The organism is Nocardiopsis listeri NBRC 13360 (genome assembly GCF_001570765.1).
Lineage (GTDB): Bacteria > Actinomycetota > Actinomycetes > Streptosporangiales > Streptosporangiaceae > Nocardiopsis > Nocardiopsis listeri.
This window is the reverse complement of the sequence record NZ_BCSH01000040.1, coordinates 13,764-34,225: the sequence shown is the minus strand read 5'-3', so window position 1 is coordinate 34,225 and position 20,462 is coordinate 13,764. Positions and strand designations below refer to the sequence as shown.

Here is a 20,462-nt window from a genome sequence, read left to right as displayed (position 1 = left end):
TCGAAAGACACCAGTGAACCTCCAAGGTCCCGCCGCTCCCCTCTCCGCGGACGAAGCGGCCCTCGAAGCGGACGCGTTCGACTCCATGGTCTCCTCCGTGGGGACCGCCCTGCTCGGCAAGACCGAGGTGGTCCGGCTCGCCCTGGTCGCGCTGCTCTGTGAGGGGCACATCCTGCTGGAGGACGTCCCCGGCACCGGCAAGACCACCCTGGCCCGGGCCCTGGCCGCCGGCGTCCAGGGCCGGTGGCGCCGGATCCAGTTCACCCCGGACCTGCTGCCCTCCGACGTCACCGGTGTCACCGTCTTCAACCAGGCCACCCGGGAGTTCGAGTTCCACCAGGGGCCGATCTTCGCCAACGTCGTCGTGGCGGACGAGATCAACCGGGCCTCGCCCAAGACGCAGTCGGCGCTGTTGGAGGTCATGGAGGAGGGCGCGGTCACGGTCGACGGGCATCGGCACGGCGTGGACACACCCTTCCTGGTGGTCGCCACCCAGAACCCGGTGGAGATGTCGGGCACCTACCGATTGCCGGAGGCCCAGCTGGACCGCTTCCTGATGCGACTCACCGTCGGATACGCGGACCCCGCCGCCGAACTCGCCATCATCCGCGGCGACCGTCTCGTCTCACCGGACTCCCTGACCACGCACACCGACGCCGAGAGGATCGCCCGCTCTCGCGCCGCCGCCCGCAGAGCCCATGTGGACGACACCGTCTACGAGTACGTCCTGCGTCTGGCGCACACCACGCGCGCCCACGACGCCTTGAGCGTGGGGCTGTCCACCCGGGCCACGGTCGCCATGGCCGAAGCGATGCGCATGCTCGCTCTCACCAGTGGTCGTCCCTACGTCACCCCGGAGGACGTCCAGACCCTGGCCCGCCCGGTCTGGGCGCACCGCCTGGTGCTGTCCCCGGAGGCCTCGGTCGGTGGCCGCACCGGTATCGACGTACTCGAGGAGATCCTCGACGGGACCCCGACCCCACAGCCGGGCGGGCCGGGGGCGACGGCGAACCGCTGATGCCGACCACACGGGGGTGGCTGGTGGCGGCCGTGGGGGCGCTGCTACTGGCCGTGGGCATCCTCTCCCAGTACCAGGAACTCGCCCTGCTCGGGGGGCTCGCCCTCATCGCCGTGGTCGTGGCCGCCCTGACCGTGGGCCGTGTCGCCGACGTGACGGTGCGCCGATCCCTGCCGACCGGAACCCGCACCACCCCCGGTCGGTCGGTGCGGGTGCGGATGGAGGCCCTCAACACCGGACGTCGCTCCGTGCGGATCGCCGAACGGGTCCTGGGCCCCGACGGTGAACACGAGGTCCCCCTGGCACCCTTGACCAGGGGCGGCACCGGAGGTTCGGACTACTGGATCCAGCCCCTCCGTCGCGGAATGATCGAACTCGGCCCCCTGTGGGCGGGACGTTCCGATCCCCTGGGCCTGGCCGCGAGCGGCCGGTCCCACGGCACCGTGGACCGGGTGTGGGTGCACCCCCCGTGGCGGTATCTGCGGGCCGTCCCCGTCGGTAACGTGTCCGACCCCGACGGTGAGGTCGACGGGGCCAGGACCGGAACCCTCACCTTCCACACCCTGCGCGACTACGCACCCGGAGACGACCTGCGCCACGTCCACTGGCGCAGCTCGGCACGCCTGGACCGGCTCGTTGTCCGCGAGTACGTCGACACCTCTCAGGCCCGGGTGTGCCTTCTGGTCGACGACCGGCCCACACCGGAAGGCGTCGACCGAATGGACGAGGTCGCCGGGGCCGCGGCGTCCCTCCTGGCCACGGGCGTGCGCGCCGCCCTGCACTGCGAACTCCGGCTGGTCGGCGGGCGCGGCAGGGACAGCACCGGTGGTCTGCCGCCCCTGCTCGACCTGCTGGCCGAGGCCGCACCCGACCCCGACGCGAACCTGGCCGACGCCCTCCACCTGGCCCGAACCCACGGTGAAGGGGACACCGCCATCCTGGTCAGCGGCCACCTGGACGCGGCCGACCTCAGCCTCTTCGCGCAGCTGGGGGATCGCTACCCCGGGTTGTACGCGGTGGCCCTCGGCGGGCGTGAGCGCCCGACCGCGCCGGCCTCCGTCACACTCATCACCGCCGGCGACGCCGTGTCCTTCGCCGACCGTTGGAACGAGGCACCATGGCCACGGTGACGACCTCCGTCCCCGAGCACGACACACCGGGCCAGGCGCCCACCGCGCCGGTGCGGGGGGCGTGGTCCCCCTCGTCCTCGCCCCGGGCCCTGCTCGCCCCCGTCGGACCGATCCTCGCCACGACCGCGGGCGGGGTCGCCCTGGCGTCTTCCTATGCCTCCCCGGGGCCGTTCGGCGCGACCCTGGTCGCCTGCGCGATCGTCTCCGTCGTGCTCACCTTGCTCCTACGCTCCCGGTTCAGTGCGCTTCGGACGGTACTCCTCGGTGTGCCGGTGCCCCTGGCCGCCGTGCCGGTGAGCGCGGCGTGGAGCCCGGGAGAGGGGGAGGGGGTCCTGCACGGTGCGGGTGAAGCGCTCCTTCACTCGGGGGCGCGCATCCTCACCAGCACCGCGCCCACCCCGCTCAGCGTCGACACCCTCACCCTGCCGTTGCTGGCCACCTGGCTGACCGGCACCGCCACCGCACTGGCCTGGCGCGCCGAACGCCGGGGGCTCGTCCTGATGCCGGGTCTGCTGCTCCTCGTCGGCGCCGTGGTCATCAACGGACCCGTCGCCCCACCCGGTTTCCCCGCGATCGCCCTTACCGGGGTGGCCGCGGTCCTGGTCATGTCCGTACGTTCGGGGACCGGGACGGCGGACCACACGGGAGCGGCCGCCGCGCTGAGCATCCAGGTGGACGCGCGTCCCTCGGTCCCTTCGCGGGTCCACCGGGCCGTGGTGGTCGGATCCATCTGCGTCCTCACCGCCACCATCGCGTTGGTCGGCGGGCCCCGCCTGCTCGCCGGCTGGGAGACCGAACCCGGTGACCCGCGCACCGTTCTCACCCCGCCCATGGACTCCTCACCGGCCATCAACCCCCTGGGATACCTGGCGGGTTGGGCCGCGGAACCCGACGAGCACCTGCTCACCGTCGAGTCGGACCGGCCCGTGGAGCTACGGTGGGCGGCACTCGCCGACTTCACCGGGACCACCTGGTTGCCCGAGTCCGGGTACCGCAAGGCCGACGGAGTCCTTCCCGCGCCGGTTCCCCCTCCGCCCGGGGCCACCCCCGTCTCCGGGCACGTGCGGGTGGGGCAGGACCTGCCCGGTGCCTGGGCCCCGGTCATCGGCGCCCCCCGACGGGTCGGACTCGACGACCCCGGATACGACGCCCGTACGGGCACCGTCGCCACCATGGACGGACCCATCGCCGAACAGGACTACGAGGTCGTCGGGGAGGTCGCGGACTGGGACTCCACGGACCTGACCCGGGCCTCCCCGCCCGCCGGTGACGTCTACGACGACTACCGGGAACTCCCGCCGGGTGCCCCCGCCATCCTCAACGACGTGGTCGCTTCGGTGGCGGCCGAAGGCCCCTACTACCAGCGCGCCACCGCCCTGGCCCGCTACCTGCGCGAATCCCACTCCTTCGACCCCCACACCCCGGGCGGCCACAGCTACGCCCACATCGACGCACTCCTGGCGGCCCCCGGAGGGCAGGGCGGCGGGGGCACGTCGGAACAGTTCGCCAGCGCCTTCGCCATGCTCGCCCGGGCCGCCGGGCTGCCCAGCCGGGTCGCCGTCGGCTTCGCGCCCGGCACCGACCAGGGCGGCGGGGAGTACGAGGTCCGTAGCGGCGACGCCGTGGCCTGGGGCGAGGTGTACTTCGACGGGGTCGGTTGGGTCCCCTTCGCCGTCACCCCCGGTGGGCGGGACGAGCACGGCACCGAGGACACCGCGGAACAGGACGTCCAGGATCCCGAGGGCACCGAGGCCGAGGACTACGAGGGTTCGGCCTCCGACGACCACGCCGTCACCGCGCCGGGGCGAGACGAACCCGACCAGCGCGGGTGGACCATAGGCCTGACCATGAGCGGCTGCCTTCTCACGCTGTTCCTGTCGATCCCACTCGGACGGATGGTGCGCACCCGGATCCGTCTGGGGTCCGGCCCACCGAACGTCCGCGTCCTGGGCGCCTGGCGCGAACTCCTCGACGGTCTGCGCCAGGCATCGGTGCCGCTGTCGCCCGGAAGCACGGTCAGCGCGACCGTGGCCGCCGCCCGCGACCGGGTGCCCGGTTCGGACCACGCCCCCGGGCTCGACCGGCTCGCCCACGCCGTCAACAGCGTCGGTTTCGGCGCTGGACGGGACGTGGACGATGCGGTCGCCCACGGCGCCGCGACCACCGTGCGCACCCACCTGCGGAGCCTGCGGGCGACTCGGCCCCGCATCAAAAGACTGACCTGGTGGTTCGACCCCCGACCGCTGCTGTGGCGGGACCGGGGCCATGAGGCGCGCACGTGGAGAGGGCAGCGATGAGCACGAGCGGATCCGACGACAGACTCGCCCCCGGGTACCACTCCCCACAGATCCTCTATCGCGGTGCGTCCTCCACCCTCTACCTGGCCGGACGCGATGGTGACGACACCACGGTGGTGCTCAAGGTCGTCAGAGACGAGCATGGCCGGGCCGAGGTCGAGCGGGCGCGTGAGCTCTCGGACCTGCCGGGCATGATCCGGGTGATCGGGACCGGTGAGACTTCGTCCGGCCGCGCGTTCGCCGTGTTGGAGCACCATCCGGAGGGTGACTACGCCGCGGCCCTGGCCGACCGTGGTCCGCTGCCCCTGGCGGAAGTGCTGACCGTGGCCCGTTCGGTCGCGGACACCTTGCGGTCACTGCATGAACGCGGCCTGCTCCACCACGGGGTGGAGCCGGCAAACCTGCTGCGCGCCCCGGGCGGGGCGGCCCTCACGGACGCCGGAGGCGTCCTGCCCATCGGTGAACGGCCCGGGCCGGTGGCCCCCGACCCGATGGCCATCGCCCACACCCCACCGGAGATCCTGCGAGGAGAACCGGGCGGACCGGCCTCGGACGTCCACCGACTCGGCACCACGTTGTGGACGCTCCTGGCCGGGCATCCGCCCTTCGCGCAGGGGCCCGACCCCGGCCTCGACCCCTTCGCCTACCGCGACAAGGTGTTGGCCACCGATCCACCACGCCTGCCCCGTGCCGACCTACCGGCCGGGCTGCGCTCCGTCCTGGAACGCGCCGTGGCCCGGGAACCGGACGAACGGTATCCCGACGCGGCCGCGTTCGCCGATGCCTTGGCGGCGGAGGACCACGATGACGAGGTGCCCACCGCTCCCGAGCCCGTTGGTGTCGACGAATTCCTTCGGCAGAACCCCGACGCGGCCTGGGCCGCCCTCCCGGGCTGGAGTGGTGGAGGGGACCCGCGGGTCCCCGGGTCAGAGGAACGAAGACCGGCCACGGAGACACCCGAAGACGGCGAAGAGCACGTCGAGGTCCCGACACCGCCGCGACCCCCCGAACCACTTCGGGCGGGGGCACCGAGCACCCCGTCGGTGGGCCGTCCATGGGCCGTCATGATCACGGTCGCGGCCGTCGTGGTCCTCGCCTTCGGATTGGGCGCCGTGGCCGTTCTACGCCCCGACGCCGGTGACAGGCTGGTCGAACGGGCGCGGGAGAGCCCGACCGAACCCCGGACGGCTCCCGAGAGCGGGGCACCGTCCGAGGCCCAAGACCCACCGGCGCCGGCGGCCGCACGGGTCGAGGAGGCCCGTCCCACGGACGTCGAGTTGGCGGACCAGGGCCACACGGTGGTGGTGTCGTGGATCGACAACACCGGTGTGGATGCGCCCCACCAGGTCATCGGTGGTGTGGCCGGGCAGGACCCGGGCAACCTCGCCGACGCCGAACCGGGGACCGTCTCCGTTCGGGTCAACGCCCTGGAACCGTCCCAGGAGTACTGCTTCATCGTCATCGCGGTGCTCGGCGTCGACGAGATCGCGGTGTCGGACGAGGTCTGTACCGAGCGCTCGTCCGGAACCTGAGGGCGAGGGGACCGAACGCAAGAACACCGGAGCCCCGCACCCGCACGGAACGGGTGCGGGGCCCCTGGCATGGCCGAACACCGGGGGCTCAGGCGCCCCGGTCGATCCACTCCTGCAGGTGCGGGGCCTCGGCGCCGATCGTGGTGGAGTCACCGTGACCGGTGTTGACCACGGTCTCCTTCGGCAGGGAAAGCAAACGGTCCCGGATGGAGGCCACGATGGTCGGGAAGTCCGAGTAGGACCGACCCGTCGCCCCCGGTCCGCCCTGGAACAGGGTGTCCCCGCTGAACAGCACGCCCGCCTCCGGCGCGTACAGGCACACCGCGCCCGGCGCGTGCCCCGGGGTGTGGATGACCCGCAGCTCGGTGCCGGCCACCTTCACCACCTGGCCGTCGGCCAGTTCCCCGTCCGGGGCGCGGTCGGGGTGGGTCATGTCCCACAGCACCCGGTCGTCGGGGTGCAACAGGATGGGCGCGTCCACCATGTCGGCCAGCGCGGGCGCTGCGTTGACGTGGTCGTTGTGGCCGTGCGTGCACACCACCGCCACCACCCGGCGTCCGTTCACCGCCTCGACGATGGTGTCGGCGTCGTGCGGGGCGTCGATGACCACGACCTCCTCGTCGTCACCGAACAACCAGACGTTGTTGTCCACCTCCCAGGAGCCACCGTCCAGGGTGAAGACCCCGGACGTGGTCAGGTGTTCCACTCGCGCGTCACTCACAGTCGCACCACCGATCGCAGTACGTCGCCGCGCTCCATGCGGGCGAAGGCCTCTTCGATGTCACCGATACCGATCTCCTCGGTGACGAATCCGTCCAGGTCCAGTCTGCCCTGGGTGTAGAGGTCGATGAGCATCGGGAAGTCGCGGGAGGGCAGACAGTCCCCGTACCAGGACGACTTGAGCGCCCCACCGCGACCGAACACGTCCAACAGCGGCAGCTCCAGCTTCATCTCCGGGGTGGGCACCCCCACCAACACCACGGTGCCGGCCAGGTCACGGGCGTAGAACGCCTGCTCGTAGGTCTTGGGGTTGCCGACGGCGTCGATCACCACGTCCGCGCCGAACCCACCGGTGAGTTCCCGGATCGCCTCGACCGGGTCGGTCTGGGAGGCGTTGACGGTGTGGGTGGCGCCGAAGCCGCGCGCCCAGTCCAGCTTCCGGTCCTCCAGGTCCACGGCGATGATCCGGTTCGCCCCGGCCAGACGGGCCCCGGCCACGGCGGCGCTGCCCACGCCACCGCAGCCGATGACCGCCACCGAGTCGCCGCGGGTGACCCCGCCGGTGTTGACGGCCGCGCCGATCCCGGCCATGATTCCGCAACCGAGCAGGCCGGCCGCGGCCGCCGAAGCGGTCGGGTCCACCTTGGTGCACTGGCCCGCGGCCACCAGGGTCTTCTCCGCGAACGCGCCGATGCCCAGCGCGGGGGAGAGCTCGGTGCCGTCCTCCAGGGTCATCTTCTGCGTGGCGTTGTGGGTGTCGAAGCAGTACTGGTGGCGGCCTCGGGCGCACGCCCGGCACTTCCCGCACACCGCCCGCCAGTTCAGGATCACGTAGTCGCCCGGTTCGAGACCGGTGACGTCCTCGCCCACTGACTCCACCGTCCCCGCGGCCTCGTGGCCGAGCAGGAAGGGGAACTCGTCGTTGATCCCGCCCTCCCGGTAGTGCAGGTCGGTGTGGCAGACCCCACAGGCCTGGATCCGCACCACCGCTTCGCCCGGTCCGGGGTCCGGGACGACGATGGTGGTGAGTTCCACCGGCGCCCCCTTGGCGCGTGAGATGACACCTTGCACTCGTTGGGACATGTGAGCTCCTGTCGTCCATGGTGGCCGGTCCGCGGCACGTGGCGCGCCGCTCATCGCTCACCATTCCACACCCGCCCCACCGGTATCCCACTCCGGTGGACGCGGGTCGGTCACTCCCGGAGGAAGTCGAGCAGGGCGGCGGTGAGCCGGGCGGGAGCGTCCAGCTGGACCAGGTGGCCGGCGCCGTCGATGGGGCGGGTGACCACGTCAGGGATCAACCGCGCGAGTTCGCGGTCGCGCTCCGGTGGGATCCAGGTGTCCTGTTCGCCCCAGGCCAGCAGTACCGGCAGGTCCAGCTCGGGGTAGGAGCCCTGGATCTCGTCGGTGTGCGCCTGATCGGCCTGCTGGATCTGTCTGTAGAACGCGGGCTGTCCCCCGGCGCCCGTCCAAGGGTCCACCAGGGCTTGGAGCACGTCCGGTCGCAGCCCGACGGCGCTCGCCGAACTCACGTACTCGGTGACCAGGGCACGGTGCAGAGCCGGCGGCAATTGCTCGAACACCTCGGTGTTCTCGCCCACCAGCCGGAAGAACGGCGACCCCCACGGGGCAAGCGCCACCGGGGAGACCAGGGCCAGCCGGGAGTAGGCGGCGTTGTGCAGCAGGTGGGCGCGCAACGCCACCGCCCCGCCGAAGTCGTGCGCCACCACCCGGGGTCGGTCCAGCCCCCAGTGGGCGAGTAGTTCGGTGAACACCCGCCCCTGCGCGGCCAGGGAGACCCGCTGGCCCGCGCATTTCTCCGAGGCGCCGTACCCGGGCATGTCCCAGGTGTGGACCCGGTACCGGTCGGACAAGGCGCCGGCGACCTCCCGCCACACGTAGGACGAGAACGGGGTGCCGTGCAGTAGCACCACGGGCTCTCCCGACCCGGTCGCCCGCCAACGCACCGTTCCCTCGGTGGACGCGAACTCCTCCATCGGTTCCGACAACGCCATCACCGGATTCCCTTCCACGTTCGTCGAGCGCTCCGAGGCCAGCGGAGTCCTCCGACGGAAACGGGGCGCCGGTCCCGGGGACGAAGAGGGGGCGGCGCCTCTCCGGTGGCGCCGCCCCCTGTCAGTCGACGACGAGCGGGGAGTCGTCGTATCCGGTGATCAGCGGCTGAAGTCGTCGGCTCCGCGACCGGGGCCGTGGAAGAACTCGCGCCGGGGCTCGTCCTCGGGGGCCGACGGATAGGTGGGACGGTCCTCGGCCGCCACGTCGGCGGTACCGGACTCCATGCCCTGGGCGGCCATCAGACCGCTCACCGCGTCGCGCAGCTCGGGCAACATCGCGTAGAGCACGTCACCGGGGCAGGCGGTGGAGTTGAAGTCGCGGTGCCCCACGATGGCCTGCTGCGGGTCGAGGCCGTAGGCACCGCACAACCAGGCGAGGGTTTCGATGAGCCTGTCGGTGAGCTCCTGGGTGGGGCCCTCCTCCATGTAGATGCCCTCGTTCTCGATGCCCACGGTGGTGCCGTTGTGGTCGGCGACGTGGGTGCCGACGCAGTGGGTGCCCTCGCGGACGGCCACGACGGCGAGGTTGCGACCCTCCATCAGGTGCCCGCCACGGCTGATGGTGAACTGCTGGCCCGCGTCGATCCAGCCCTGGGTGTCCATGTGGTGGTTCTGGATCGACCTGGACAGCGCCAGGGCGTGGGCCTCGGAGTAGTCGGTGCTGTTGGGGGTCGCGGTGTGGTGGACGACCACGTGGGTGGGAGGGGCCGCCAGGACCTGGACGGGGCTCGACGGTGGTCGGGCGTTCCAGTCGGCGCGGAAGTACATCGCCGGTTCGGCCGCCGCGGCCCGGGTCTGGGCGTTCGCGGTGGCCACACCGGCACCTGCGACGAGGGCGGCGCCGGAGGCGACGGCCGCTCCCTGCAAGACCGTGCGACGTGCGGGTCCATCTTGCTGACACATAGCGGGGGGAGCCCTTCTCGGATCGGGGAGGTTACTTGGCGGTCACAACTGAACACGGATCCCTTTCCGCACGCAAAGGGGTCAATGAAAGTTTCTGTTGTCCGCTATCGGTCAATTGGTAAACCTTTTACACCCCTTCTCGGGAAGATCATTCTGAGGTAGGGGAGTGACCTCCTGTGGCTGAAGTGGCCGACGGGGTCCGGGTTCGGCGGAAACGACGAGAGCGGGTCACGAAAGGAATCGTGACCCGCTCGGGGATTCGTTTCGAACGGTGGGATCAGGCCACCGGTTCGGGCGTTTGCCCGGTCTTGGCGCGCTCGGGGTTCAGGCGTCCGGTCCGGTGCAACCACCAGTCCGCGAGGAGGGTGCCCAGCGGAGGAACCGACGCGGCCAGCGCCACCAGGGTCGGCCAGGCGCCCCACCGGAATCGGTAGGCGACCAACAGGGCGACCAGTCCGTACGCCACGAAGGCCCCACCGTGCAGCGGGCCGAAGATCTGTACGCCGAGCTCGCTGCCGTTGCCCAGGTACTTGAAGTACATGCCGGCCAAGAGCCCGACCCAGGTGAAGGCCTCGAATACGGCCACCACGCGGAAGGCCAGGGCGGACAGGGAATTGAAGTTCAAGGTGGTTCCTCGGGTTCGTGGCAAGGCGCGACGTGCTGCGGGGGCGGCCTTCATCAGGTTAGGACACCCTTGTCGGGGGCCGGACCCGGGGTTGTGGAGTCGTCGGCCCGATCGGAGCGCGACTTCCAGGTGACGGCCACCTCACTCTCGCGTGGTTTCGCCCGTCTCCCGGGGGATGCGCACGGGGCGCGCCGACGTTTACCTGAGACGCGCCGACGACCAGGTCGAGATCGGCGGGGTGCGCATCGAACCCGCCGAGGTCGTCGCGGGCCTGGAGTCGGTGAACCGCAACGACGCCACCCACCACCCGCGAAGGACCCCGTGGAACTCTCCCAGCTGATGGTCGACATCGGTCCCCTCCGGCTGAGCCGCGAGTTCAGGCTCGTCTTCGTCGCCCGGCTCATCTCCATCTTCGGCTTCGGAGCGCCGGCCGCCAAGACGCTCCTGCCCAACGAACCCTGGTTGTGGGCGATCTACGCGATCGCCGTCTTCAACGGGTTCTTCGGATCCTTCAGTGCGGGGCCCTCCAAACGGCCGCACTCGGCTTCGTGCGCAACCGGACCAGCGAGGCGGACCGGCTACTGGCGCAGGCACACCACCGACCTCGACCACCACGAGGAAGAGGACGACTGATCCAGGTCCGCGTCCGGTTCCGCGTCCACGACGCGGAACCGTCCCCTCTGCACGCCGAGGCGTTCCCGGGTCGCGGCGGGGGTGACCGTGTTGCTCGGCCCGCTGATCGGCAACGACCCGTAGGCCTTCCAGGCCGGCCGAACGCGGCCCCACCCGTGAATCTCGCGGAGTGTCGTGGGCGAAAGCGCCGCCCATGCGGCACCATGGACGGCGAATCGACGTTCGAACACCCTGCGCCGTGCCCTGGTCGCGGCCGGGGTCGGTGTGGCGGTCGACGCCCCCTTGGAGGGACACACCGCATGCCCACGAATCGAACCCCCGTCGCCCTCACCGCCACCTGTGCCCTGGGACTCACCCTGCTGGTACCGACCAACGCGGCCGCCGACATCCAGAACCCCGTCTGCGCCTCCGACACCCACCCCGAGGTCGCCGAACGCCTCTCCGAGGAGATCCGTGAGCGGGTCGAGGCACGCGACGGACGTGTCTCGGTGGGGGTGTCCGCCCACGACGGCGACCTCCGGTGCGGACTCGACCCCACCGCCGAGTTCGACGCCGCCAGCGTGGGCAAGGTGGTGGTCCTCGGGGCGCTGCTGCGCCTGACCATGGACGAGGACCGCGAACTCACCGACAGCGAGGACGATCTCGCCACCGACATGATCACGGTGTCCGGTAACGACTCCGCGGTTGAGCTGCGCGATCGACTCGGAGCCGAACGCATCCAGGACTTCCTCGACCTGGCGGGCATGGACGACACCGTCCTGCACCCGGACGGCTTCGTCGGTCTCATGAAGATCACCGCCGACGACCAGCTCACCCTCCTCGAACTGCTGCGCACCGACAACGACGTGCTCGGCGCGGGCCAGAGGGACTACGCGCGCGGGCTCATGGGCGACGTGATCGACGAACAGCGCTGGGGCGTGCCCACCGGGGCTCCCGCAGACGCCACCGTGTACCTGAAGAACGGGTGGTTGCCCTACCCGGACACCGACACCTGGCGGATCAACAGCATCGGTGGGTTCCAGGACACCCCGATCGGCGACTACGACCTGGTGGTGCTCACCGACGGCACCGCGGACGCCCCTGGTATGCAGTACGGGGTCGAGACCATCGAGTCCGTGGCGGTCGGTGTCCACACCGTCCTCACCGGAGGGAGCGTCCGCACCCCGCTCACCAGGCTCTCCGATTCCGAGCAGGTCTCCGACGGATCCGACCGGTCGTGATCTTTCATCGATGAGGACGGAGGTGGAATAGGGGAGGGGGTGGGCCCGTTACACGTGGTGGGTCGGCGCGGTATCAAGTGTCCCCCGGGCTCTACACACAGCCTTCAGGGAATACCGCACCGTCAGGTGGCAGGAACCCTGTTGTGCCATCCGCCGTGAGGCGACCGCCGTGCCGGCCCACCCGAGCGTGAAAGGGGCCCGCCGAGAGTTCTCGGTGGGCCCCTTTCGCTTACCGGTTACCGCTGAGCGCCCTGGTGCGCCTCGATGGCCTCGATGATGCGCGGACGCATCTCGGCGGCGCGGATCACCGCGTCCACCGAACCCACCTCGACGGCCCGCTGGATGCTGTGCACCCGGTCGAACTCCGCGGCCACCTCGCCCAGCTTCTCCGAACGCACCGAGGCACGAACCTCCTCCAGCTCGGCGGCCAGGGTCGCCCGCCCCGTCCCTGAGGACTCGGCCAGACGTCCCTCCAGTTCCCCGACCCGCGGGTCGGCCGCGGTACGGGCGTTGACCTCACCGGAGAAGACCACCGCGGCGGCCGGGGCGCCGCCCAACACCGACGCGAACGAGCCCTCCAGGGCCAGCACCGTCATGTTCGGGTTGAGCGCCTTGGAGAAGACCACGAACGCACCACCGTGGTACCGGGAGATCACGCAGAACACGATCGGGCCCTCGAAGTTCACGATCGCCCGACCGATCTCCGCGCCGTACTCCAACTGGAGCCTGCGCATGGACTCCGGCGATCCGTCGAAGCCCGACAGGTTGGCCAGCACCACCAGTGGACGGTTGCCGCTGGCGGCGTTGATCGCCCGTGCCGCCTTCTTCGACGACTGCGGGAACAGGGTGCCCGCGGTGTAGGTGTCGGGGCCGTCCGCCGGCGGGAAACCGCGTCGCGGCACCGACCGCGACTCGATGCCCAACAGGCACACCGGGATCCCGCCCAAGTGCACGTCCTGCACCGCCGCGGTGTCGGCCTCGGCCATGCCGGCCCAGCGCTCCAGCACCGGATGGTCCTGGTCCGACAGCGCCCGCATCACGGTTCGGATGTCGAACGGCTTCTTGCGGTCGGGGTTGGCCGCACTGGAGAAGATCTCCCCGACGGTGGTGAAGTCGCTGCCCTCCACCACGTGCGGGAAGTCCGAGACGTCCCGGTCGGCGGGGTCGGAGGTCGCGGCCCGTCGCGGAGCCTGCTCACCCGGCGCGATGTAGGTGTGCTCGTAGTGCGCCATGAGGATGTCGCGGGCGGCGATGAGGTTGGGCGCCCAGTACTGGGCCTGCCCGTTGGGGCCCATGACCCGGTCGTAGCCGCCGATGCCGTGGTTGTCCTCGGCCGACACGCCACCGGAGAAGTCCAGCGACTGCTTGCCGGTGAGTACCATCGCCGAGTCCGGGGTCATCACCAGGATGCCCTTGGTGTGCATGAGCATCGTCGCCTCGGCGTTCCAGTACGGTTGCGCGCCGACGTTGATGCCCGCCACGACGATGTTGATCTCACGGCCGTCCTGGGTGAACTCCACGATGCGCTTGAGCGCCGCGGCCACCCAGTCCATGTTCTCGGTGCCCGAGTCCATGGAGATGCGGGCGCCCGCGGACAGCGCGTACCATTCCAGCGGAACGTCCATCCGCTCGGCCAGGTCCAGAGCCGCGATGACCCGGCGGCACTCGGCCTCCGACAGCGCGCCCAGCGACTTGGTGGGGTCGCCCAGCAGCACCACCCGGCTCATGCCCTCGTGGTGGCGTCGGGTGCGGGTGGTGACCACACCGGCGACGATCGCCGCGGAGTTGCGTCCCTTGGGGCGGTCCACCGGAACCAGCGCGTGGTGCTCGTCCAGGTCGTGCTCGACGAAGTCGCCGAGCAGGTCGGTGAGCTCGTAGGGGTAGACGGTGTTGCGGCTGCCGGCGCGCAGCACCTTCTGGCGGTAGTCGTCGACCGGTTCGACCGGCTCGGTGGACAGACCACCGATGGCCAGGCCCGGTTCGCCGGTGGCGTCGAAGGGCACCCGTACCGCCGTCTTGACCAGCTCACCGGTCTCGGCGTCGCGACGGCGCGCGATGAAGAGGATCTCCTCCAGACCGGCCCCGGCGACGGTGGGCAGGACCCGCCGCCCGATCGCCTGGATCTCCTCGTCGGTGATGCCGACCGGGGGCCACACGTACATGACGATCCGGTTGGTGTCGAACCGCTTCTTCTTCGGTCGTCCGGCCTGGGCGCGACGGATCGAGTCCAGGCAGGTGGCGATGGTGTTCTCGGCGGTGGGCAGGGAGATGAGCCTGCCCTCGTGGTCGCGCAGCTCGGTCAGGTCGCGGATCTGGGTGAAGGCGACCAGCCGGTTGTCGGAGGGGTTCTCCCGCGCCACGGCCCGGAACAGGTACACCTCCTCGTCCGCGGACGGCAGACGGGTCAGGTCGAACCGGTTCCAGCGCTCCATCTGCATGCGCTCGGCGATGTGCGGGTGCAGCCCGCGGATGAGCCGGTCCTCCTCCAAACCGGAGGAGGAGGGACGGAACGTGAAGTGGTGGTGCATGACCGAGCCGTCGCGACCGGCGACGGTGGTGGTCAGGCGGCGCACGCCCGCGGGCATCGGGTGCAGGTTCACGGCCTGGTGCAGAGCGGCTGCCGTCGCGTCGAAGTCCTCGGGCTGCTTCTCCCAGGACAGGTACAGGTCGGCGTCCACCGGAAGGTCGCCCTGGGCGTGCTCGGCCAGGCCCCGGACCGCGTCTCCCAGGTTCTCGAACCCGACGGCGGCCGACACCAGGCGCACCCCGGCGCGTTCGGCCACCACGTAGGTGCACCCCGAACCACGTGTGGTGCGCACGTCGGCCAGACCCTTGTTGCCGTAGTAACGGCGGGTCAGCACCTCCAACAGCACGGCGTTGTCCAGGTCGGCGCGGACCAGTCGCTGACCGAGCAGGCGCACCAGCGGTTCGGTGGTGCGCACCATGGCGGCCACGCGCTCGGCGCGCTCGGGCGAGTCCGGGTTCTGGTCCAGGTGACGCAGGTGACGGCGCACCTCGGCGTAGACCTGGGCGCGGTGTCGGCGCAGCATGGGCTGACCGAACCACGCGAACACCACGCCTCGGGCGAGGTCGGCCACGGCCGGGAAGCGAACCTGGGTGGCGGCCACGAGCCGTTCCAGGGCCAGACCGGTGGGCTCGTGCAACTCGGCCTCGGGCGGAGCGTCCTGTAGCCAGGCGCGCAGCAGACCGGTGACCAGGCGCGCGTCGCTGGAAGAACGCTGCTGGGCGAGGAAGACGCGGAAGACCGCGGCCTCCAGTTCGGGGGTGCGCTCCAGGTCGGTCACCCCGTAGTGCGCCAGGGCACGGGACAGCCTGGTCTGGAACGACTCGGGCAGCCCGGCCCGCTCCACGTCCAGACTCTGCAGGTAGGTGTGCAGGTACTCGCGGGGGCTGTGCACGTGGGTGTCGCCGACGTCGTCCGCACCGGCGGGCCGGTTGCGGCTCAGATCGGCCAGGTCGGCGAACACGTCGAGCAGGTCCAGCTCGGCGGCCAGGGGGCGGTGGCCGGCGGAGACCGCCTCGTGTCGGGCCGCCAGGTACTCGTCGAACACCCGGCGCTCGTCCAACGGGTCGACGTCGAAGCCCAACAGCAGGCCGAGCAGGTCCTCGCGGCCACGCGCGAGACGCTCGACCACGGGGACGTCCTCGGACGGGGAGGGAAGGTCGAGCTCGACCGGGGCGGTGTCGGCCTCCTCGGCCTCCTCGGTGTCGGCCAGCGGCTCAAGACGCAGCAGCGGGGCGCCGGTCTCCACCTGAGCGCCCACGATCACCGTGCACTCCTTCAGGCGTGCGCGGAACGGCGCGCGCAGCACCGTCTCCATCTTCATGCTCTCCAGCACCAACACCGGAGCGCCGGCCTCGACCTCGGCGCCGACCGCCACCGGGGTGGCGACCACCAGGGCGGGCGTGGGCGAACGCAGCACGCCGCCCTCGTCCAGGCTCACACGGTGCGCCACACCGTCGACCTCCACCAGGTGGACCGGGCCGTGGGCGCCGATGAGCAGGTGGTGGCGGGAGCCGTTGACGGTGATGCGACCGCTGTGCCGGTCGAAGCGCTCCAGCTCCACGTCGGCGGTGCGCGTGTCCTCTCCGGACGCCACGACCACCCGGAACCGGTCGGCGCCCAGACGCGCCACCCGTACCCGGTAGCCGACCCCCCGCAGCTTCAGGTCGAGCGGGCGACCGCTCTCGTGCTGCACCTGGGGGCGCCCACCGAAGGCGGTGGACAGCAGCCGCTGTCGCTCGACCCGCTCCTCTTCCTCGTAAGCCTCGATGGCGGCGGCCGACAGGGCCACCGCGGAGTGCCGGTGCGAGACCAGGTCGCCCTCGGCGCGCACCCGGTCGATCCACCCGGTGTCGGCGGAGGCGTCGATCACCTCGGGTCGGTCCAGCAGGTCCAGCACGAAGCTCTTGTTGGTGGCACCGCCCTCGATGATCACGGTGGTCTCGCGCATCGCCCGACGCAGACGCGCCATCGCCTGCTCGCGGTCACTCCCGTAGGCGATGATCTTGGCGATCATGGAGTCGAAGTCGGCGGGGATGGTGTCGCCCTCGGCCACACCGGTGTCCACGCGGATGCCGGGGCCCGCGGGCAGGTCCAGGCGGGCGATGCGCCCGGGGGAGGGGGCGAAGTCGCGGTCGGGGTCCTCGGCGTTGAGCCGGGCCTCCACCGCGTGCCCGCGCTCGGCCGGGGCCGCGCCCTCCAGCCTCCCCCCGCCGGCCACGTGCAGCTGGCCGCGCACCAGGTCGAACCCGGTGGTGGCCTCGGTGATGGGGTGCTCGACCTGAAGGCGGGTGTTGACCTCCAAGAACGCGAACAGCTTCTCACCGGGGTGGTAGAGGAATTCCACGGTGGCGGCGCCGCGGTAGTCCACCGCGACGGCCAGCCGCTCTGCAGACTCCTTGAGCTCCTTGGTCTGCTCCGGGCTCAGCAGCGGGGAGGCGGACTCCTCGATGACCTTCTGGTTGCGGCGCTGTACCGAGCAGTCGCGCACGCCCAGCGCCCAAGCGGTGCCCTGACCGTCGGCGATGACCTGGACCTCGACGTGGCGGGCGCCGGTGACCAGGCGCTCCAGGAACACGATGCCGCTGCCGAAGGCCCGGGCGGCCTCCTGGCTGGTGCGCTCGTAGGCCTCGGCGAGCTCCGCGCCGTCGTTGATGACGCGGATGCCGCGCCCACCGCCACCTGCGGTGGCCTTGAGCATCAACGGATAACCGATTCGCTCACCCGCGGCCAGGGCCTCTTCGAGGCTCTCGACCGCGCCACGGCTCCACGGGGCGACCGGTACCCCGACCTCCTCGGCGATGAGCTTGGCGCCGATCTTGTCGCCCAGCCTGCGCATGGCCTCCGGCGAGGGGCCGACGAAGGTGACCCCGACGCGTTCGCACAGTTCGGCGAAGGCCGGATCCTCGGCGACGAAACCCCACCCGACCCAGGCGGCGTCGGCGCCCGAGTCCACCAGGGCGCGCTCCAACACCTCCATGTCCAGGTAGGGGCGAGAGGCGGCGGGACCGAGGTCGTAGGCCAGGTCGGCCTCGCGCACGAACGCGGCCGTGCGGTCGACGTCGGTGTGCAGGGCGACGGTCTCGATCGGTGTTCCGCTCTCCGCGGCGATGTCACGGACGGCGTGGATGAGCCGCATGGCGGCCTCACCACGGTTCACGATGGCGACACGACTGAACACGCGGATGAGCCCTTCTGTAAGACCAATGATGTGCGCGCGGCGACTGAGAGACGGCCCCGGCGTTCTCCACCTTCTCGTCTGGGGACCTCCGAGCGCCATGACGCACCCAACGCATCTTGAGGGGGTGGAGTTGTGGAGATCGACCAAAAACGGCCCGTGATCCGACGTCGCGGACCACTCGGACCTCCCGGGGGCGTGTTACCGCCCACACCGTGAGACGGGGCGCTCTGTGGGGATCCCACAACCCCGACCCGGTCGGCTCGGAAATTCGATGCCGACCCGGCCTCGATAATTTAGTTAGGTTAGTCTAACCTGGCCAACGTGAGGTCCTCCGGTGTTCCCGTGCGGAACCGTGGCCGCACCCACCCCGAACAGCCCGAATCGCGGATCGAGGACGCCCCCTCCCGATCGACCGCACCTCGAGGAGGCACCCATGGCCCAGAAGCTCGCCGACTTTCGCCCCGTCCACCCCCGCGCCGCCTCGGTCCGTTCCCTGGTCGTGCACGCCACCTCCCGTCCCTTCCCCGGCTTCTCCCGCGTCACCCTGCGCAGCACCGGCGACGGGTTCGAGGACGACTTCGAGTACCTGGGCTTCGACCACTGGTTCCGACTGTTCCTGACCGCCCCGGACGGCACCCTCGACCTGCCCTTGGGCGGAGCGGAGGGCTGGTACTCCCGCCTGCTGGACATCGAGGAGTCGCACCGTCCGCTGGTGCGCAACTACACCATCCGTGACGCCCGCCGGGTGGACGATGTCTGGGAGCTGGACCTGGACTTCGTCATCCACCGCTGCGTCACCACCGGTGAGGTCGAGGGCGTGGCCGCCCGCTGGGCCCTGGATGCCCGCCCCGGTGACCACATCGGCGTGCTGGACCAGGGGCGCATCTTCAACGTCGAGGACCACACCGGCCCGGTCCTGGTGGTGGCCGACGAGAGCGGACTGCCGGGCGTGGAGGGGATCGCCCGCTCCCTGAACGGCGCGCCCTGCGACTACGTCCTGGAGGTCCCCGACGCCGCGGACCGTCGTGAACTGGTCGGCGCCGACCCGGTCTGGAACGTGCGCACCTACGGAGAGTCCGCCGGTGACCGGGCCCTGGAACACCTGCGCTCACGCGGCATCGGTGCCGACACCCGCGTGTACGTGGTGGGTGAGGCGTCCTTCGTCCTGGCCACGCGTTCCCTGGCCCTGAACTCCGGGGTGCCCAAGGACAACGTCCAGTTCTGCGCCTACTGGCGTGTGGGCCGCCGCGCCAAGCGTAAGTGACCCCGGCGTCCCGCCCGCGCTCGGGAACTCCACTCGCCGTGGCGCACCGATCCTTCCGATGAGGGAGTGCCCGTGAACGACCGTCGCCGCCCACGATGGTTCGCCGTGCCACTGGTGGTGGCCTTCCTCGGCTACGCCCTGGGTAAGGCCTACTACGCCTCCCAAGGCCGTCTGGGTTTTCCCGGCGGCCCGGACGTGCCGCCCGAGGCCTACGAACGCCCCGTCAGCGCGGTGTTGGGCGTGGTCGCCGAACAGTGGCTCGCGGCCGCCACCGGGATCTTCGGAGCCTTGCTGATCCTGGCCGCGGTGACCGAGGCGGGCCGCCGCCTGCCACGGCCGCTGATGCTCTTCCTCCTGGCCGGTGCGCTGATCGGGGTGGGCGCCGCCGCCGTGGCGATGGTCGGGGGAGCCTTTCTCGGAGCGGGCCCGGAATGGGAGTGGTACCACAGCCTGCTCGGCGTCGCGGCGCTGGTGCTCATGGTCGCCACGACCGCCTCCTATGTCCGTTCAGTGGGCCTATGGCCGTTCACGTCCGAAACGATGTGAGCAGGTGCACTCAGTGCGTCGTTGCACTGAGTGCACCGAATTCCGTAGTCTTGTGCCATGGCAGAACAGCGGCGCTCGCCCGCCCTCGACCGACGTGAGGCTCTCAAGGCACGGCACCGGCGTGCCATCGTCGACGCCGCGGCCGAGCTCATGTCCGAGATCGGCGGCACCGACTTCACCGTCGACCGTCTCGCCGCGCGCGCCGACGTCTCCCGACGCACCGTCTTCAACCACTTCAAGACGGTGGACGACATCACCCTCGAAGTGTTCCGCGAGATGCTCGCGGTCATCCTCGACGGCGTCGACGCCAACCTCGCCGTGAGCGACGAGGGCACCTCGATGTTCGACCGGGTCGCGGGCGCCCTGCGCGCCACCGACCTGGTCACGCCGATCAACGAGCTCACGCGCATCTTCCAGACCGAGGACTGCGGCCCCGGCCACGCCCTCGCCATCGGCGACCGGGCCCTGAACCCGCGCCAGGCCGTGCTCTTCGAGCGCGCCCTCACCGACCTGGGAACCCGGATCGCGGCCACCACCCTGCGCCACCACCCCTCGGCCGACCCCATGGAGGTCGAGCTGATGTGCGGCGCCCTCATCGGCGGTGCCCTGGTCGTGGTCCGTCGTTGGGAGAGGGCCACCCAAGGGGCTGACACCGTCGAATCCCGCCGTGTCTGGAACGAGCTGCTCGACCGCATGATCGGCACCTACCGCGACGGCCTCGGCGCCCTGGACACCGGCACCGCGGCCACCTGAGCGGATCCGCTCACCACACCCACCACTCCTGCGGAAGAACC

The 20,462-nt window shown here is 71.0% G+C and carries 16 protein-coding genes; 10 read left to right on the top strand and 6 right to left on the bottom strand.

All coding sequences use genetic code 11. From position 1 onward, the window contains the following. Positions 1-85 precede the first annotated feature (85 nt). The 4 genes from NLI01S_RS13300 to NLI01S_RS13285 are packed head-to-tail and all read left to right on the top strand — an operon-like array spanning position 86 to position 5,977. Positions 86-1,018, top strand: coding sequence for an AAA family ATPase (locus tag NLI01S_RS13300; protein ID WP_067604272.1), 933 nt, complete (start codon positions 86-88; stop codon positions 1,016-1,018). Next, positions 1,018-2,148 (top strand): DUF58 domain-containing protein, encoded by a 1,131-nt coding sequence (locus tag NLI01S_RS13295; RefSeq protein WP_067604199.1) that lies wholly within the window; start codon positions 1,018-1,020, stop codon positions 2,146-2,148. The genes NLI01S_RS13300 and NLI01S_RS13295 overlap by 1 nt, the downstream gene beginning before the upstream one ends. Next, the gene (locus tag NLI01S_RS13290) at positions 2,136-4,445 is read left to right on the top strand and encodes a transglutaminase-like domain-containing protein (RefSeq protein WP_067604197.1); all 2,310 of its coding nucleotides are present in this window, start codon (positions 2,136-2,138) and stop codon (positions 4,443-4,445) included. The genes NLI01S_RS13295 and NLI01S_RS13290 overlap by 13 nt, the downstream gene beginning before the upstream one ends. Further along, a complete protein-coding gene (locus tag NLI01S_RS13285) occupies positions 4,442-5,977 on the top strand; it encodes a serine/threonine protein kinase (RefSeq protein ID WP_067604195.1) in 1,536 nt (511 codons plus the stop codon). The genes NLI01S_RS13290 and NLI01S_RS13285 overlap by 4 nt, the downstream gene beginning before the upstream one ends. Before the next feature lie 88 nt (positions 5,978-6,065). Here NLI01S_RS13285 and NLI01S_RS13280 read toward each other — a convergent pair whose 3' ends face one another. From NLI01S_RS13280 to NLI01S_RS13260, 5 genes are all read right to left on the bottom strand, one after another. Then, on the bottom strand, positions 6,066-6,698 hold the full coding sequence (locus tag NLI01S_RS13280) for an MBL fold metallo-hydrolase (RefSeq protein ID WP_067604193.1): 633 nt from the start codon (positions 6,696-6,698) through the stop codon (positions 6,066-6,068). Further along, positions 6,695-7,780: an S-(hydroxymethyl)mycothiol dehydrogenase gene (locus NLI01S_RS13275; protein ID WP_067604191.1), complete on the bottom strand. Its 1,086-nt coding sequence runs from the start codon at positions 7,778-7,780 to the stop codon at positions 6,695-6,697. Before NLI01S_RS13275 ends, NLI01S_RS13280 begins: the two co-directional genes overlap by 4 nt. A 110-nt stretch (positions 7,781-7,890) precedes the next feature. Beyond that, complete coding sequence (locus NLI01S_RS13270) at positions 7,891-8,712, bottom strand: alpha/beta fold hydrolase (protein WP_067604188.1); 822 nt, start codon at positions 8,710-8,712, stop codon at positions 7,891-7,893. Between the two features lie 159 nt (positions 8,713-8,871). Beyond that, a complete protein-coding gene (locus tag NLI01S_RS13265; RefSeq protein ID WP_067604186.1) occupies positions 8,872-9,675 on the bottom strand; it encodes a peptidoglycan recognition protein family protein in 804 nt (267 codons plus the stop codon). 277 nt (positions 9,676-9,952) lie between these two features. Beyond that, positions 9,953-10,300 (bottom strand): DUF3817 domain-containing protein, encoded by a 348-nt coding sequence (locus NLI01S_RS13260; protein WP_067604184.1) that lies wholly within the window; start codon positions 10,298-10,300, stop codon positions 9,953-9,955. A gap of 151 nt (positions 10,301-10,451) precedes the next feature. Here NLI01S_RS13260 and NLI01S_RS25720 point away from each other — a divergent pair, with 151 nt between their 5' ends. From NLI01S_RS25720 to NLI01S_RS13250, 3 genes are all read left to right on the top strand, one after another. After that, the gene (locus NLI01S_RS25720) at positions 10,452-10,640 is read left to right on the top strand and encodes a hypothetical protein (RefSeq protein WP_157091027.1); all 189 of its coding nucleotides are present in this window, start codon (positions 10,452-10,454) and stop codon (positions 10,638-10,640) included. Continuing rightward, a complete protein-coding gene (locus tag NLI01S_RS13255; RefSeq protein ID WP_067604182.1) occupies positions 10,622-10,933 on the top strand; it encodes a hypothetical protein in 312 nt (103 codons plus the stop codon). The genes NLI01S_RS25720 and NLI01S_RS13255 overlap by 19 nt, the downstream gene beginning before the upstream one ends. 299 nt (positions 10,934-11,232) lie before the next feature. Further along, the gene (locus NLI01S_RS13250) at positions 11,233-12,153 is read left to right on the top strand and encodes a serine hydrolase (protein ID WP_067604180.1); all 921 of its coding nucleotides are present in this window, start codon (positions 11,233-11,235) and stop codon (positions 12,151-12,153) included. A 236-nt stretch (positions 12,154-12,389) separates the two neighbouring features. Here NLI01S_RS13250 and NLI01S_RS13245 read toward each other — a convergent pair whose 3' ends face one another. Continuing rightward, positions 12,390-17,858, bottom strand: coding sequence for an ATP-binding protein (locus NLI01S_RS13245; protein WP_067604179.1), 5,469 nt, complete (start codon positions 17,856-17,858; stop codon positions 12,390-12,392). A gap of 433 nt (positions 17,859-18,291) precedes the next feature. Here NLI01S_RS13245 and NLI01S_RS13240 point away from each other — a divergent pair, with 433 nt between their 5' ends. The 3 genes from NLI01S_RS13240 (at position 18,292) to NLI01S_RS13230 (ending at position 20,421) form a co-directional block, all read left to right on the top strand. After that, positions 18,292-19,122 (top strand): siderophore-interacting protein, encoded by an 831-nt coding sequence (locus NLI01S_RS13240; RefSeq protein ID WP_067604178.1) that lies wholly within the window; start codon positions 18,292-18,294, stop codon positions 19,120-19,122. Between the two features lie 72 nt (positions 19,123-19,194). Continuing rightward, the gene (locus NLI01S_RS13235) at positions 19,195-19,668 is read left to right on the top strand and encodes a hypothetical protein (protein WP_067604176.1); all 474 of its coding nucleotides are present in this window, start codon (positions 19,195-19,197) and stop codon (positions 19,666-19,668) included. 57 nt (positions 19,669-19,725) lie between these two features. Next, positions 19,726-20,421 (top strand): TetR/AcrR family transcriptional regulator, encoded by a 696-nt coding sequence (locus tag NLI01S_RS13230; RefSeq protein ID WP_067604174.1) that lies wholly within the window; start codon positions 19,726-19,728, stop codon positions 20,419-20,421. Positions 20,422-20,462 lie beyond the last annotated feature (41 nt).